Source organism: Virgisporangium ochraceum (assembly GCF_016863655.1).
In the GTDB taxonomy this organism is placed as follows: domain Bacteria; phylum Actinomycetota; class Actinomycetes; order Mycobacteriales; family Micromonosporaceae; genus Virgisporangium; species Virgisporangium ochraceum.
The window spans coordinates 97335-112948 of the sequence record NZ_BOPH01000024.1 but is presented as its reverse complement, the minus strand read 5'-3'; the positions used below and the strand labels follow the sequence as shown (position 1 = coordinate 112948).

At 72.1% G+C, this 15614-nt stretch carries 14 protein-coding genes; 10 read left to right on the top strand and 4 right to left on the bottom strand.

Annotated elements, in window-relative coordinates; translation table 11 throughout:
- Positions 1-46: 46 nt before the first annotated feature.
- From Voc01_RS11325 to Voc01_RS11315, 3 genes are all read right to left on the bottom strand, one after another.
- Positions 47-844 carry an MBL fold metallo-hydrolase gene (locus Voc01_RS11325; protein WP_203927292.1) on the bottom strand — a complete coding sequence of 266 codons (798 nt, stop codon included), beginning with the start codon at positions 842-844 and terminating at the stop codon, positions 47-49.
- The gene (locus tag Voc01_RS11320) at positions 844-2181 is read right to left on the bottom strand and encodes an aspartate aminotransferase family protein (protein WP_203927291.1); all 1338 of its coding nucleotides are present in this window, start codon (positions 2179-2181) and stop codon (positions 844-846) included. The genes Voc01_RS11325 and Voc01_RS11320 overlap by 1 nt, the downstream gene beginning before the upstream one ends.
- Before the next feature lie 174 nt (positions 2182-2355).
- Positions 2356-3384: an ROK family protein gene (locus Voc01_RS11315; RefSeq protein ID WP_203927290.1), complete on the bottom strand. Its 1029-nt coding sequence runs from the start codon at positions 3382-3384 to the stop codon at positions 2356-2358.
- A gap of 191 nt (positions 3385-3575) precedes the next feature.
- Between Voc01_RS11315 and uraD the strand changes: the two genes are divergently transcribed.
- The 7 genes from uraD (at position 3576) to pucD (ending at position 10417) form a co-directional block, all read left to right on the top strand.
- Positions 3576-4073 carry a 2-oxo-4-hydroxy-4-carboxy-5-ureidoimidazoline decarboxylase gene (gene uraD / locus Voc01_RS11310; protein ID WP_203927289.1) on the top strand — a complete coding sequence of 166 codons (498 nt, stop codon included), beginning with the start codon at positions 3576-3578 and terminating at the stop codon, positions 4071-4073.
- Positions 4070-4396: a hydroxyisourate hydrolase gene (gene uraH / locus Voc01_RS11305; protein ID WP_203927288.1), complete on the top strand. Its 327-nt coding sequence runs from the start codon at positions 4070-4072 to the stop codon at positions 4394-4396. Before uraD ends, uraH begins: the two co-directional genes overlap by 4 nt.
- A complete protein-coding gene (gene pucL, locus Voc01_RS11300) occupies positions 4396-5346 on the top strand; it encodes a factor-independent urate hydroxylase (protein WP_203927287.1) in 951 nt (316 codons plus the stop codon). The genes uraH and pucL overlap by 1 nt, the downstream gene beginning before the upstream one ends.
- Positions 5334-6194 (top strand): FAD binding domain-containing protein, encoded by an 861-nt coding sequence (locus Voc01_RS11295; protein ID WP_203927286.1) that lies wholly within the window; start codon positions 5334-5336, stop codon positions 6192-6194. Before pucL ends, Voc01_RS11295 begins: the two co-directional genes overlap by 13 nt.
- Positions 6191-6652, top strand: a complete 462-nt coding sequence (locus Voc01_RS11290) for a (2Fe-2S)-binding protein (RefSeq protein WP_203927285.1) — start codon at positions 6191-6193, stop codon at positions 6650-6652. The genes Voc01_RS11295 and Voc01_RS11290 overlap by 4 nt, the downstream gene beginning before the upstream one ends.
- A complete protein-coding gene (locus Voc01_RS11285) occupies positions 6649-8019 on the top strand; it encodes an 8-oxoguanine deaminase (RefSeq protein ID WP_203927284.1) in 1371 nt (456 codons plus the stop codon). The genes Voc01_RS11290 and Voc01_RS11285 overlap by 4 nt, the downstream gene beginning before the upstream one ends.
- Before the next feature lie 88 nt (positions 8020-8107).
- Positions 8108-10417, top strand: a complete 2310-nt coding sequence (pucD, locus tag Voc01_RS11280) for a xanthine dehydrogenase subunit D (RefSeq protein ID WP_203927283.1) — start codon at positions 8108-8110, stop codon at positions 10415-10417.
- 29 nt (positions 10418-10446) lie between these two features.
- Here pucD and Voc01_RS11275 read toward each other — a convergent pair whose 3' ends face one another.
- The gene (locus Voc01_RS11275; RefSeq protein WP_203927282.1) at positions 10447-11391 is read right to left on the bottom strand and encodes a GNAT family N-acetyltransferase; all 945 of its coding nucleotides are present in this window, start codon (positions 11389-11391) and stop codon (positions 10447-10449) included.
- 158 nt (positions 11392-11549) lie between these two features.
- Between Voc01_RS11275 and Voc01_RS11270 the strand changes: the two genes are divergently transcribed.
- From Voc01_RS11270 to alc, 3 genes are read left to right on the top strand one after another with little or no spacing between them, the layout of a single operon-like run.
- Positions 11550-12737: a DUF6986 family protein gene (locus Voc01_RS11270; RefSeq protein ID WP_239160118.1), complete on the top strand. Its 1188-nt coding sequence runs from the start codon at positions 11550-11552 to the stop codon at positions 12735-12737.
- Positions 12734-14017, top strand: coding sequence for an allantoinase AllB (allB, locus tag Voc01_RS11265; RefSeq protein WP_203927281.1), 1284 nt, complete (start codon positions 12734-12736; stop codon positions 14015-14017). The genes Voc01_RS11270 and allB overlap by 4 nt, the downstream gene beginning before the upstream one ends.
- A complete protein-coding gene (gene alc / locus Voc01_RS11260) occupies positions 14014-15240 on the top strand; it encodes an allantoicase (protein WP_203927280.1) in 1227 nt (408 codons plus the stop codon). The genes allB and alc overlap by 4 nt, the downstream gene beginning before the upstream one ends.
- Positions 15241-15614: the final 374 nt, after the last annotated feature.

Below are 15614 nucleotides of genomic sequence, written 5' to 3'. Positions count from 1 at the left end.
GGTGGGCACGGCGGTCCAGCGGCCTGCGGCCGGTGAGAACGGCGGCCTAGTGGCCGATGTGCTCGTTGTACCGCGCCGCCGACGCCAGGAGCCGTGCCTTCGCGTCGCCCGTGAGCACGCGGCCCCACCAGCCGCCGTAGATGGTGTCGAAGTCGAACGGCTCCACCAGTCGCAGGGCCCGCGCGATGGTCTCGGGATGCTCCGGGATCAGGTTCGGGTAGCTGTACATGAAGCTGACCCAGCGCCGGTCCATCACGACCATCACGATGTCGCCGGTGCACAGCGCCCGTCCGCCGGCCCAGTGCAGGACGGCTCCGCCGGGGAAGTGCACACCGCAGTTGACGAGCGTGCGACCGGGCAGGATCTCACGCGTGTCACCGGTCCAGAACTCGACGTTCCCCGAGCGGCGGACCCATTCACGGTCGGCCTCGTGCACGTAGATGGGTACCCCGCCGAACGCCTCGCTCCACTCGACCATCGAGCCGAAGAAGTGCGGGTGCGAGATGGCGATCGCGGAGATGCCGCCCTGTGCGCGCACCGCGTCGACGGTCGCGTCGTCGATGTGGGAGACGCAGTCCCACATGACGTTTCCGCCCTCACCGGGTACGAGGAGCGCGCGCTGTCCGATGGCGGTCTGCGGTTCGGTGCCGACCCCGTACAGGCCGGGCACCTCTTCGCGGACGACGCCCCGATGGCCCCTCGACGCCAGTTCGGCGACGGTGGTCCACCGCTGGCCCTTCCAGCCGACGTACTGCCGGTCGTCGGCGCAGACCGGGCAGACCTCGGACTCGCGGTCCTGTTGAACGCCGCACGTACGACAGATCGGCGCGTCGGAGAACGCCATCACGCGCCGGTGTAGTAGCGGTCGGCCACGTCGAGGGCGTCGTCTATCACGTCGAGGCCGTTGATCAGGTCCTTCTCTGACGTGACGCACGGCGGGACCACGTGCAGGCGGTTGAAGTGCGTGAATGGCCACACGCCCTGCGCCTTGCAGGCGGCGGCCACCTCGAGCATCGGCTTCGCGGCCTCGCCGGCGGCGTTGTAGGGCACCAGCATCTCCCGCGTCGCGCGGTCGCGCACGAGCTCGATCGCCCAGAACAGGCCGAGACCGCGGACCTCACCCACGGACGGGTGACGCTCCTGCAGCTTCGCCAGCCGCGGCCGCACGACCTCCTCGCCGAGGCGGCGCACCCGCTCGTTGATGCCCTCCTCGCGCATGGCCTCGATCGTGGCGACCGCCGCGGCGCACGCGAGCGGGTGCCCCGAGTACGTCAAACCCCCGGGGTAAGCCCTTTCCGCGAACGCCTCGTAGACGCGCGGCCCGAGCACGACGCCACCCAGCGGCACGTATCCCGAGTTCACGCCCTTCGCGAACGTCACGAGGTCGGGCCGCACGTTCCACCGGTCGACGGCGAACCATTCGCCGCACCGGCCGAACCCGCTCATGACCTCGTCGCAGATCAGCATGACGCCGTGCCGGTCGCACAGCTCGCGGACGCCGGCCAGGTACCCGTCCGGGGGCACGAGGATGCCGTTGGTCCCGACGACGGTCTCCAGCACGACCGCCGCGATCGTCTGGGGGCCCTCGAGCGTGAACACCTCCTCGAGGTGCGCGAGCGCCCGCTCTCCCTCCTGCGCGTCGGTCTCGGCGTAGAACGCCGACCGGTACGGGTAGGGGCCGAAGAACCGCACCACACCCGGCATCGCCGGCTCGTTCGGCCATCGCCGGGGGTCACCGGTGAGCGTGATCGACCCGGTGGTGGCGCCGTGGTACGAGCGGTAGGTCGCGAGGACCTTGTGCCGACCGGTGGCCAACCGCGCCATGCGGACGGCGTGCTCGTTGGCCTCGGTGCCGCCGTTGGTGAAGAAGACGTGGTTCAGGTCGCCCGGCGCGACCTCGGCGATCAGCCGGGCCGCCTCCCCGCGGGCCGCGTTCCCGAAGGACGGAGCGATGGTGCACAACGAGGCCGCCTGCTCCTGGATCGCCGCCACCACCCGGGGGTGCTGGTGGCCCAGGTTCAGATTCACCAGCTGCGAGGAGAAGTCCAGGTAGCGGGTGCCGTCCTCGGTCCAGAACCAGGCGCCCTCACCACCCGCGACGACGGCGGGCGCGAGGGCGCGCTGGGCCGACCACGAGTGGAAGACGTGCGCGCGATCGTCCTGGAACGCCTGGCTGGTCATCGACGGACCTCCCGGTGTGGCAGGTGGGGTGGCAGCGCTCTGCCGCCGACCGTAATCGCACAACCGTCACCAGACAATACGTGTTCTGTTACAGCTGTTCGGCGCGTTCCGCCGAGCGGGGGTGGCCGGCGCGCGCCCTCCACCCTCGCCCGCATCAACAGGACGTTGAAACCGCTACAGCGGACGTTGAACCGAGTCGAGCGCGGCGACTGCCGCTCCCCGTGCCCCGGCCATGTCCAGGTCCGGGACCAGCGCGAACGTCGCCGCGTGCACCTGCTCCTCCCGGAGCAGGGTGTGCTCGCGGACCGTGGCCAGGAACCAGTCCCTGAAGTGCGGCGCGGCCTCCACGACGCCGCCTCCCACGAAGTACGCGTGTGGGTCGGTGACGTTCGCCGCGATCGTGAAGAGCCGTCCGATCGCCTTGGCCTGCTGCTCGAACACCGCCCTGGCCAGGGGATCGTCGCGCTCCCCGTAGCCGCGCAGCAGCTTGGCGGCCTTCCGGATGTCGACGCTCGCCAGCTCGTGGCCGGAGAAGCGGGTCAGCCAGTAGGGGAGCAGGTTCTTCTCGATGCCGGTCAGCGAGGCGAAGCTCTCCGCGTCACCCTCGAAGCCGCAGTTGCACTCCGGCATCGGCTGGCCCTCTTCGAGCAGGCCGTGCGTGGGGATGTGGACATGACCCAGCTCGCCGGCCATGCCGGCCGCACCGGTGATGACGGTCCCGTCCTGCACGACGCCGCCGCCCAGGCCGGTACCGACGATCGCCGAGACCGACGAACGGCCCGTCGCACTGTCACCGAAGTATTCGTGGTGCGCGTACAACGCCGCCGCGTTGGCGTCGTTGGTGTACACGACCGGCAGGCCGAGCCGGCGCTCCAACGCACCACGGATGTCGAACCCCCACCACTCGCGCTGCGAGAAGTTCGTGGCGCCCTTCGACGAGATGACGCCCGTCGCACTCGCCGGCCCCGGCGTGTCCAGGCCCACCGCGCGCACCAGCGTGCGCACCGTGCCGGTCAGTTCGAGAATGCCCTCGAACGCCGTGGCCAGCGAGTCCACGGCCACCGAGGGTCCCTCCCGCACCCGGCTGGGCGTCTCCACCAGCCGATCGACCAGGTACTGGCCCGTCGCATCGAGCACCGTCGCGTTGTTGGTGGTGCCGCCGTTGTCGAGCCCGACGACCACCCAGGAGGCGGGAGTGCGCATGTCGCATATTGTGCGTCCAACCGTCGCGTGGGCGGAAGGATCTTGATGCCTGGAAAGGCCTTTCCGGGGCGATGAAGAGCTTTATGTGACGCACGTGAGCGCGGAACGATCATGGGCGCCGGCGCCGTGGCACGGGAAAGATCATGGATCCGAGCCGGTGACCGAAACACATCTGTGGCACGGTGGGACGGATGATCTCGTTGGTGGAGTGGAACGCGCTTTCCCCGGCGGACGCCCGGCAGGAGCTGCTGGTCTGCTGTGCCGCACCGGCCTGGGCGCACGGTCTCGTGGAGGAAAGGCCTTTCTCCTCGGTCGGCGAGCTGCTCGACGCGTCCGACCGGGTGCTGGGCGTCCTCGGGTGGGCCGACGTGCGTCCCGCGCTCGACGCCCACCCGCGCATCGGCGAGCGGATCCGCCGGCAGGGCACCGAGGCCGACTGGTCCCGACGGGAGCAGGCCGGCGCGCAGGGCGCCGACGAGGCGACGGCGCGGGCACTGGTCGAGGCCAACGAGGCGTATGAGGAACGGTTCGGCCACGTTTTCCTGATCTTCGCGACCGGCAGGTCGGCCGGTGAGATGCTCGCGGCAGCACGCGAACGCCTGAACAACGACGAGATCACCGAGCAGGCCGTGGTCCGGGCCGAGCTGGCGAGGATCACCCGGTTGCGGCTGGAGAGGTTGCTGACGTGACGCTGTCGACCCATGTGCTCGACACCGCGCGCGGCGAGCCGGCCGCGGGCGTCCCGGTGACGCTGGAGCATCTCGACGGCGACACGTGGCGGGTGGTCGCCGACGGTCGCACCGACGGCGACGGCCGGCTGCGCGACTGGGTGGCGCCGGCGCGCTTCGTCGCCGGTCGGTACCGGTTGGTCTTCGACACCGAGGCCTACCTCGGGGAAGGCGCTTTCTTCCCGACCGCGGTGGTGGTGTTCCAGGTCAGCGCGCCCGACCGCCACCACCACGTCCCGCTGCTGCTCAGCCCGTACGGCCTGACCACGTACCGGGGCAGCTGATGGCGATCACGTTGGGCCCCAACCGGTACGGCAAGGCCGAGGTCCGGATGGTGCACGTCGACCGCTCGACCGACTCGCACGTGCTGACCGACCTCAACGTGAGCGTGGCGCTCTCCGGTGACCTCGACGCCGCGCACACCGCGGGCGACAACACCAATGTGCTGCCCACCGACACGCAGAAGAACACCGTGTACGCGTTCGCCGCCGAGCACGGCGTCGGGGCCGTCGAGGACTTCGCGCTGCGGCTGGGCCGCCACTTCGTCACCACGCCGAGCATCACCGGGGCGCTGGTGACGATCGAGGCCTACCCCTGGCGGCGGCTCGGTCCCCACTCGTTCGAGCGCGGCGGCGGTGAGACCCGTACGGCACGCGTCACCGTCACCCGGGACGACGAACACGTGGTCTCCGGCGTCACCGGCCTGGTGCTGATGAACACGACCGACTCGGAGTTCGTCGGCTTCATCCGCGACCGCTACACCACCCTGTCCGAGGCGACCGACCGCATCCTCGCCACATCGGTCACCGCCGCCTGGCGCCACGCCGCCGTGCCGGCACGGGACGCCTCCGCGTCCGGACCCGGCGCCTCCGCGGCCGCGACCGAAACCGGCGCATCCGCGGGCGCGACCCGATCGGCCGCCCCGGCCGCCGACTGGAACGCGTCCTACGCCGCGGCCCGGAAAGCGCTTGCCGACGCGTTCACAGGCACCTACAGCCGGGCCCTCCAGGAGACGCTGTTCGCGATGGGCCGCGCGGTACTGGGCTCCGGCACCGGGCTCGCCGAGGTCCGGCTCTCGCTGCCCAACCGGCACCACTTCCTCGTCGACACCGCCCCGTTCGGGCTGCGGAACGAGGGCACCGTCTTTCACGCCGACGACCGGCCGTACGGGCTGATCGAGGCGACCGTCCTCGACGACGAGCGACCGGAGGCGCCGCGGGCATGGACTTTCTGAGCCCCACCACCTGGGCGGACGCGCTCGCCGCCAAGGCCGAGCACCGCGACGCGGTTCCGATCGCGGGTGGCACCGACGTCATGGTCGAGCTGAACTTCGACCGGCGCCGCCCGCCCGTGCTGCTCGACCTCACGCGTGTGCCGGAGCTCGCGGCGCACGGTACCGACGGCGACCTCATCCGGATCGGCGCCGGGGTGCCGTACACGCGGGTCATCGCCGAGCTGGGAAAGCGCTTGCCCGGGTTGGCGCAGGCGTCGCGCACGGTGGGCTCGCCGCAGATCCGGAACAGGGGCACGATCGGTGGCAACCTCGGCTCGGCCTCGCCGGCCGGAGATGCCCACCCGCCGCTGCTGGCCAGCGGTGCCCTGGTGGAACTGGCGTCGGTGACCGGCACCCGGCGGGTCCCCGTCGACGGGTTCTTCACCGGTCCGAAGAGGAGCGTGCTCGCGCCCGACGAGCTGATCGCCGCCGTGCTGGTGCCGCCGGCACCCGGTCCGCAGCAGTTCGCGAAGGTGGGTACCCGCAACGCGATGGTGATCGCGGTGTGCTCGGTGGCGGTGGCGCTCGACGTCGGACGGCGCACCGTCGGCACGGGGATCGGCTCGGCCGCGCCGACGCCGGTCCGGGCCCCGGACGCGGAAGCGCTTTCCGCCGAGCTTCCGTGGGACAGCCTGGGCGACCTGCCCGACGCGGTGGCCCGCCGCTTCGGCGACCTGGTCGCGGCCGCGGCGTCTCCGATCGACGACGTGCGCGGCACCGCGGCCTACCGCAGGCACGCGCTTTCCGTGCTCGGCCGCCGCGCCATCACCTGGGCCTGGACCGAACTCCAGAAGGAGGGGACCGCGTGAGGGTCACCTGCACCATCAACGGTGAACAGCGTGAGGCCGACGACGTCTGGCCCGGCGAGAGCCTGCTGTACGTGCTGCGGGAACGGCTCGGGCTGCCCGGCGCGAAGAACGCGTGCGAACAGGGCGAATGCGGGTCGTGCACGGTGTACCTCGACGGCACCGCGGTCTGCGCGTGCCTGGTCGCCGCGGGGCAGGCGCAGGGCCGGACGGTGGTCACCGTGGAAGGGCTTTCCGGCGACGAGGAGGGCCTGCATCCGGTGCAGGAGGCGTTCCTGGCGACCGGGGCCGTCCAATGTGGATTCTGCACACCGGGTCTGATCGTCGCGGTGCACGACCTGTTGGCCCGCAACCCGGCCCCGGCCGACCCCGAGATCCGGGAGGCGCTGGCGGGCAACCTGTGCCGCTGCACCGGTTACGAGAAGATCCTGGAGGCTGTCCGGATGGCCGCGCGGTCATGAGCGTCATCGTCCTGCAGAACTGCGCCGTGGCCACGGTGACCGGCGAGGAGTACCTCGACGGCCACGTCGTCGTGCGCGACGGACGGATCGCCGCCGTCGGGTCGGGTCACGCCGGCCGGTTCTCCGGCGAGCAGATCCGGATGATCGACGCCACCGGCTGTCTGGTCACGCCCGGACTGGTGAACACCCACCACCACCTGTACCAGTGGGCCACCCGGGGGATGGCTGTCGACAGGAACCTCTTCGACTGGCTGACCGAGCTGTACCCGGTGTGGGCGCACATCGACGCCCCGCTCGTCGAGGCCACGACCGCAGCCGGTCTCGCGTGGCTGGCGTTGAGCGGCTGCACCATGTCGATGGACCACCACTACGTCTACCCGCACTCCACCGAGGAACCGGCCGGCGACCTGTTCGCCGCACAGGTCGACGCGGCGCGCCGGATCGGCCTGCGGTTCCATCCGACCCGCGGTTCGATGGACCTCGGCGAGTCCCAGGGCGGCCTGCCGCCGGACCGGATCGTCGAGGAGACCGACGCGGCGCTCGCGGCGACGGAGGAGGCCATCGACCGCTGGCACGATCCGTCGCCCGACTCGACGTTGCGGGTCGCCGTGGCGCCGTGCTCGCCGTTCTCGGTGACACCGCGCCTCATGACCGAGGCCGCGGAACTGGCCCGCCGCAAGGGAGTGCGGCTGCACACCCACCTCGCCGAGACGGTCGAGGAGGAGGAGTTCTGCCGCAAGACCCACGACTGCACGCCGACCGAGTACGCGGAGCGCCTCGGCTGGCTCGGCGACGACGTGTGGCTCGCCCACGGCGTCCACCTGAACTCCGACGCCATCGGCCGCCTCGGCGCGACCGGCACCGGCGTCGCGCACTGCCCGAGCTCCAACGGCCGTCTCGGGGCGGGGATCGCGCCCGTGCGCCAGCTTCTCGACGCGGGTGTACCGGTGGGACTGGGCGTCGACGGCCCGGCGTCACAGGAGGCCGGCCGCCTCGGCGACGAACTCCGCCAGTCGCTGCTCGCCGCCCGGCTCCGTGGCGGCCCGGCCGCGTTGACGGCGAGGGAAGCGCTTTCCATGGCGACGATCGGCGGTGCCCGCTGCCTCGGCCGTGACGCCGAGACCGGCAGCATCGAGAAGGGCAAGCTGGCCGACCTGGCGGTGTGGCGCCTCGACGGCATCGGGCAGGTCGGAATGGACGACCCGGTCGTGGCCCTGGTGTACGGCGCGCAGCCGCCGCTCGAACTGCTGCTCGTCGGCGGCGAAACGGTCGTGCGGCACGGCGAGTTGCAGACCGGCGACACCGACACGCTCGCCCGCGGCCTGCGGCGCGCACACCGGCAACTGATGAAGCGCGCCCGCGCATGACGCCAGCTGGCTCGCAGAGGGCCGGGGCGGGCGAGGCACGCCCACGCGTGACGACAGGGTTCGTGACCCGGCGGGAGGAGACGCACCGATGACCGCTCCGGTGTCCACGGGAACCGAGACGGCGGGCGGCGTCGGCAGCAGCCCTCGCCGCCCCGACGGGACCCTCAAGGTGAAGGGCGAGTTCGCGTTCTCGTCCGACCTGTTCGCCGACGAGATGCTCTGGGGCGCGACGCTGCGCAGCCCGCACCCACGGGCCCGCATCAGGTCCATCGACATCGGGAAAGCGCTTGCCCTGCCGGGCGTGTACGCGGTGCTGACGGCCGACGACGTTCCCGGCGAGAAGGTGTACGGACTGGAAATCGCCGACCAGCCGGTGCTCGCCTTCGACGAGGTGCGCTACCAGGGTGAGCCGGTGGCGGTGGTGGCCGCCGAGCACCCCGAGACGGCCCGGCGGGCGGTGGCGCGCATCGAGGTCGAGTACGAGGTGCTGCCCCCGGTCGCCGACGTGAGGGTGGCGTTGCGACCGGATTCGCCGACGGTGCACCCACCCGCCGAGGACGCACCGGTGACGGGCGGATCCGAGCCCGGGCACGCCCTGCCGGTGCACGGCAACGTGCTGCGGCACGTGCCGGTGCGACGCGGGTCGGTGTTCGAAGCCGACGTCGTGGTCACCGGCGAGTACGAGGTCGGCATGCAGGACCAGGCGTTCCTCGGACCGGAGTCCGGGCTCGCCGTGCCGGCCGAGGACGGAGGCGTCGACCTGTACATCGCCACGCAGTGGCTGCACGTCGACCAGCGGCAGGTAAGCGCTTGCCTCGGGCTTCCGCCGGAGCTCGTCCGGCTGACGCTGGCCGGGGTCGGTGGCGCGTTCGGCGCCCGCGAGGACCTGTCGATGCAGGTGCACGCGTCGATGCTGGCGCTGCGCACGGGCAAGCCGGTGAAGATGGTGTACTCGCGGGAGGAGTCCTTCTTCGGGCACGTGCACCGGCACCCCGCGCGCATGCGGTACGAGCACGGCGCCACCCGCGAGGGCCGGCTGGTGTACGTCCGGGCGCGCATCGACCTCGACGGCGGGGCGTACGCGTCGTCGTCGCCGGCGGTGGCGGCGAACGCGGCGACGCTGGGGATCGGTCCGTACGACGTCCCGAACGTGGAGATGGACGCCTACGTCGCCTACACCAACAACCCGCCGTGCGGGGCGATGCGCGGGTTCGGCGCGGTGCAGGCGTGCTTCGCGTACGAGTCCCAGATGGACAGACTCGCCGAGGCGGTCGGACTCGACCCGGTGGAGCTGCGGCGGATCAACGCGCTGGAGACCGGTGCGCTGATGCCGACCGGTCAGGTCGTCGAGGGTCCGGCACCCGTGGCCGACCTGCTCGCCCGCGTCCAGGCGGCGCCGCTGCCCGGACCGGCGACGGGAGACGCGCGTGAGCAGCCCGGCGGCGTCTCGAACACGACGCACGGCGAGGGCGTCGTGCGCGGTGTCGGATACGCGATCGGCATCAAGAACGTGTGCTTCTCCGAGGGCTTCGACGACTACGCCACCGCCCGGGTGCGGCTGTCGGTGGTCGGCGGCGAGCCGGCGGTGCTGGTCCACACGGCGGCGGCCGAGGTGGGTCAGGGCCTGGTGACCGTCCAGGCCCAGATCGCCCGCACGGAGCTGGGCGTCGAGACGGTGACGGTGGCGACCGCCGACACCACGGTGGGCAGCGCAGGGTCGACCTCGGCGTCGCGCCAGACGTACATGACGGGCGGCGCGGTGAAGGCGGCGTGCGAGGCGGTGCGGCGAACGGTGCTGTCCCGGGTGCCCGGGGCGGTGCGGCTGGGCGGCGGAATGGTGCTCGGTCCGGATGGGGAAGCGCTTTCCTCGCTGGCCGATCTGCTCGGCTCCGACGTGGTCGAGGAGACCGTCGAGTGGCGTCACCGGCCCACGTCGTCGCTCGACCCGGCCACGGGTCAGGGCGACGCCCACGTCCAGTACGCGTTCGCCGCCCACCGGGCCGTGGTCGACGTCGACGTGGAACTGGGGCTGGTGCGCGTCGTCGAGATCACCACCGCCCAGGACGTGGGCAGGGCGGTGCACCCGCAGTCGGTGGTGGGCCAGATCCAGGGCGGCACCGCGCAGGGGCTCGGGTTGGCGCTCATGGAGGAGATCCAGGTGGTCGACGGGCTGGTGCGCAACCCGTCGTTCACCGACTACCTGATCCCGACCATCCTCGACATGCCACCGATGAACGTCGACGTGCTGGAACTGGCCGACCCGCACTCGCCCTACGGGCTACGGGGCGTGGGCGAGCCGCCGACCATCTCGTCGACGCCGGCGATCGTCGCGGCCGTGCGGGCCGCGACCGGGAAACCGCTTACCCGGGTGCCCATCCGCCCGGAACACATCGTGTAGGTCGTCGCGGATGGGCACTGCGCTCCGCGCTACAGCGCGAAGCGGTAGTCGACCGACGTCGTCTCGGTGGCGAAGCCGGCGCCCTCGTAGAGTCCGACCGCTCCGGTGGGGCTGTCGGCGTCGACCGACAGGTACACGAACCCCTTACCGCTCGCCGCGGCGCCGGCCAGCACGTCGGCCAGGAGCGCTCCGGCGTGACCGCGTCGCCGCCAGGGCCGTCGGGTGCCGACCTGTCCGACGTAGACCCGCTCCGGGTCGGCGTCGTTGTAGGTGAGGACGTACGCGACGAGTTCGTCGCCGTCGAACGCCAGCCGGGACAGGTCGGGCCGGAACACGTCCGACCGCACGGTGAACCCGACCCACTTGTCGAACTCCCGCTTCTGGAAACCCCAGTGGTCGCTGAACGCCTCCATGTGGGCGTCGTAGAGCGTCCGCTCGAAAGCCGGTTGGTACGGCTGCACGCGCAGGCCCTCGGGCGCCGGGCGGGAGTTGTCCTTCGCGGGCGCGACCATCTCGAAGAAGTAGCGCGACGGGGCGCCGCCGAAACGCTCGTAGAGCCTGATGGCGCTGTCGTCTCCGACGATGGTGCCGGTCTCGAAGATCCAGTCTGTGGGCGAACCGGCGGCCTGATAGATCTCGCGTGCCCGGCCGATCTGCCAGTCGAACACGGCGCGTCCGAGCCCGCGGCCCCGCCACTGCGGCATGACACCGCCGTAGGCGTCGATCCGGTACCCGCCGGTCGGCGGTGCGGCCACCGCACCGGCCGCGACGAGCTCGCCGTCGGGGGAGAACACGAGCCGGGAGTCGGTCTCCACGTCGACGATGGTCGCGGCGATCACCGCTTCCGTCTCGTCGTCGACGTAGCCGGCATGTCCGCCGGCGTGGACCTCGACGGCGTTGTACAGCGCGGTGAGTGCGGCGGCGTCGCCGGCGCGGTACGGCCGGGACGTGAACGGTTCGGGCAGGTCAGCCATGCTTGTGACGCTAACCGCCCGGGCAATCGGATTTCCCGCGACCAAGGTAGGGGGATCAGGTGGTACCCCGACGAGAGTCGGGCGATCAGGCGATCCCGCGTGGAGAGTCGGGAGATCAAAGTGATCATGAACCGGCCCCGCGAGGTTAAGCTGATCCCGTGGAGGGGAGCGGGCGGCTGAGCGCCGAGGTCTCCGTTGAGCTGGACCGGCTGCTCGGTCCGGTCGACGCGGTCCTGGCCGCCACCTATCCGGGTCAACCGCGCGGGCGGAAGCCCGTGCACACCGTCTACGTTCCGGCCGACCGCGTCGTGCCGAGCCTCACCGCGGCGTGGGGACGGGCCGCGAGGGAAGCGCTTTCCGCCCATCCGCCCGCCCCGTTCGACGCCGACCTGCTGCCCCGGGTACGGGCCAAGCTCGACCGCGAGCCGATCGAGGACCTGCGGGTCGACTTCGAGGACGGCTACGGCCTGCGCCCCGACGACGAGGAGGATGCCGCCGTCGACCGGGCGGTGGCCGCCCTCGTGGCGGGCCCGTTGCCGCCGTTCGTCGGCCTGCGCTGCAAGAGCCTCGAGGCGTCGACCCGGGCCCGCGCGGTGCGCACGCTCGACCGCTTCCTCGACGTTCTCCTGAGTGCCGCCGAGCTGCCCGACGGGTTCGTGGTGACGCTGCCGAAGGTCAGCGCCGTCGAACAGGTGACCGCGATGACGCTGCTCTGCGAACGTCTGGAAAGCGCTTACCGCCTCGACGCGGGGCGGCTGCGGTTCGAGCTGCAGATCGAGACGCCGGCCGCCGTGCTCGGCGCCGACGGCGTCGCCACCGTGGCGCGCATGCTGCACGCGGCGCGCGGCCGGTGCGCCGGCCTGCATTACGGCACCTACGACTACAGCGCGTCCCTGGGGATCGCGGCCGCCCAGCAGTCGATGGACCATCCGGCCGCCGACCACGCGAAAGCGGTCATGCAGGTGGCCGCCGCCGGTACCGGCGTCCCGGTGTCCGACGGCTCGACGAACGTGCTGCCGGTCGGCGACACGGAGCAGGTCCACGCCGCCTGGCAGCTGCACGCCCGACTCGTGCGGCGCTCGCTGGAACGCGGTTTCTACCAGGGGTGGGACCTGCACCCCGCCCAGCTGCCCACGCGGTACGGCGCCACCTACGCGTTCTTCCGGAAAGGGCTTTCCGCCGCGGTTGCCCGGCTCGACGCCTACCTCGCGCGCCGGGTCGAGGGCGTCGCCGACGAGCCGGCCACCGCCCGCGCGCTCGCCGGGTACCTGCTCCGCGGACTGCACTGCGGCGCGCTGGACGACGACGAGGTTCCCTTCGACCGGTCCACATTGGAGGCACAGTGACGGACCTGGTGCTCCGGTCGCGACGGGTGGTACTTCCGGACGGCGAGCGCCCCGCCACGGTGCACGTGCGCGACGGGCGCATCGCCGCCGTCACCGACTACGGCGACGAGGGGACCGACGTCCCGGCGCTGCTGCCCGGCATGGTCGACACCCACGTGCACGTGAACGAGCCGGGCCGGACGGAGTGGGAGGGGTTCGCCACCGCGACCCGGGCCGCCGCGGCCGGTGGCGTCACCACGATCATCGACATGCCGCTCAACTCGATTCCGGCCACGGTGTCCGTGGAAGCGCTTACCGTCAAGCGCACCGCCGCCGAGGCCGCGCGTCCGCCGGTCGACGTGGGGTTCTGGGGCGGGGCGGTACCGGGCAACGCGCCCGACCTGCCGGCACTGCACGAGGCCGGCGTGTTCGGCTTCAAGTGCTTCCTGATCGACTCGGGCGTGCCCGAGTTCCCGCCCCTCGACCGGTCCGAACTCGACCGTGCCCTGTCCACAGTGGACGCGCTGTTCATCGTGCACGCCGAGGACCCGGCGGAGGTCGTCGAGCCGGGAACGACCCGGCGTTTCACCGACTTCGTGGCCTCGCGACCGGTGGAGGCCGAGACGCGCGCGGTGGCGACCGCGATCGAGGCCGCCCGGCGGCACGGGGCGAGGGTGCACATCCTGCACCTGTCCGCGGCCGCCGCGCTGCCCCTGATCGCGGCCGCGCAACGGGACGGGCTACGCGTGACCGCCGAGACCTGCCCGCACTACCTGACGCTCGACGCGGCCGACGTCCCCGACGGGGCGACCGAGTACAAGTGCTGCCCGCCCATCCGGGACGCGGCGAACCGGGAAGCCCTGTGGAGAGGCCTTTCCGCGGGGACGATCAGCTGCGTGGTGTCGGACCACTCGCCGTGCACACCGGACCTGAAGGTGGGCGACTTCTCCACCGCGTGGGGCGGCATCGCCTCGGTGCAGCTCGGCCTGCCGCTGGTCTGGACGGCCGCCCGGGAACGCGCTTTCCCGCTGAGCGACGTCGTGCGCTGGCTCGCCACGGCACCCGCCGACCTGGTGGGGCTGACGCACAAGGGCCGCATCGCCGTGGGGGCGGACGCCGACCTGGTGGCGTTCGATCCCGACGGGTCCTTCGAGGTGGACCCCGCGCGGCTGCACCACCGGCACCCGGTGACGCCGTACGCCGGCGCGCGGTTGTCCGGCACCGTACGGTCGACCTGGGTGCGTGGCGTGCCCGCGGCGCCCGGCACGGGCCGGCTGATCACCCGGGAGACGCTTCGGTGACCGCCTTCGAACTGCTTCCGGACCTCGCCGCACGCAGCCTCGGCGGCGGCGTGGTGTTCGCCAACGACGAGCTGTTCGCCGCGGCCGACCACCTGGTGCACGACGCGTCGCCGGTCTTCAACCGGTCGACGTTCGGGCCGAAGGGGCAGATCTACGACGGCTGGGAGTCGCGGCGGCGGCGCTCGCCCGGGCACGACCACGCGATCGTGCGGCTCGGTGCGCCCGGCGTCGTGCGCGGGGTCGTCGTGGATACCGCTTTCTTCACGGGAAACTACCCGCCCGAGGTGTCCGTCGAGGCGTGCGGGATGGCGGGCCATCCGGGTCCGGACGAGTTGGCCGGCGCCGACTGGGTGACGCTGGTTCCCCGTTCGGCCGTCGCCGGCGACAGCCGGAACCCGTTCGCGGTGGACCTGCCGGTGCGCTTCACGCACGTCCGCTTGACGATCTACCCGGACGGAGGGGTGGCCCGCCTGCGGGTGCACGGGGAACCGGTCCCGGATCCGCGCCTGCTGCCCGGGGGCGTGATCGATCTGGCGGCGCTCGAGCACGGCGGACATGTGACCGGGTGCAGCAACATGTTCTACGGCAGTCCCGGCAACCTGCTGCGGCCCGGGCTGGCCCGGGTGATGGGCGAGGGCTGGGAGACCGCGCGGCGGCGCGACACGGGCAACGACTGGGTCGAGGTGGCGCTGGCCGCGCCCGGCCGGGTGGTGCTGGCCGAGCTCGACACCACGCATTTCAAGGGCAACTCGCCGGGGGCGGCGAGCCTCCGTGGCACCCGAGCGGGCGACGCCGCGGCGGGGCGGGGTGCGTCGGGTGGCGGTGCGTCGGTTGGCGGTGCGTCGTGCGGCGGTGCGTCGTGCGGCGGTGCGTCGGGCGGCGGTGCGTCGGGCGGCGGTGCGTCGGGCGGCGATGCGTCGGGCGGGGCCGCGGCGGGCGAGGGGGAACGGATCGACCTGCTCCCGCGGACCCGGCTGCAGCCCGACACCCGGCATCGGTTCCCCATCGAGGCGGCCGAAGAGATCACCTCCGTCCGGATGGACATCTACCCGGACGGCGGGATGGCGCGCCTGCGGTTGTGGGGACTGCTCGGGCCGGCGGCGGCCGAGCAGCTGACCCGACGCTGGTTGGACGTGCTTCCCACGACCGACGCCGCCCGGGTGCTCGGCGGCCGGTCGGTGGAGGCGCTTGTCGCCGAGGTGCTTCGCGGTTGGGGTCGGTAGTACCCGCAATTCGGATCCGCTCACCGGATCTGTGTCGGCGCCTTGATCGCCGTTTGAGGAACGAGCGTGTAGTCACACTGCAGTTTCGTTCCTCAAACGGCGATCTACGCGTCGTGACGCCACAGCTGCATACGAACCCAGGGACTCAGTACGTTGGGCGCGCGCCGGCAAGGTGCACGGGGTCGCGTCGGGGAGGCCAGGTCGCGCACATCGGTCAGCTGCGCCGGTCAGCTGCGCCGGTCAGCTGCGCCGTGAAGGTCCGCCCTGAAGGTCCGCCCTGAAGGGCGCCGCGGTAAAAGTGCGCGGTCAAACGGCTCCCACGCAGTCGCACGTCGGTCGGCAGTGCGGGCCAGGACCGTGTGCTCGGGTGCAAT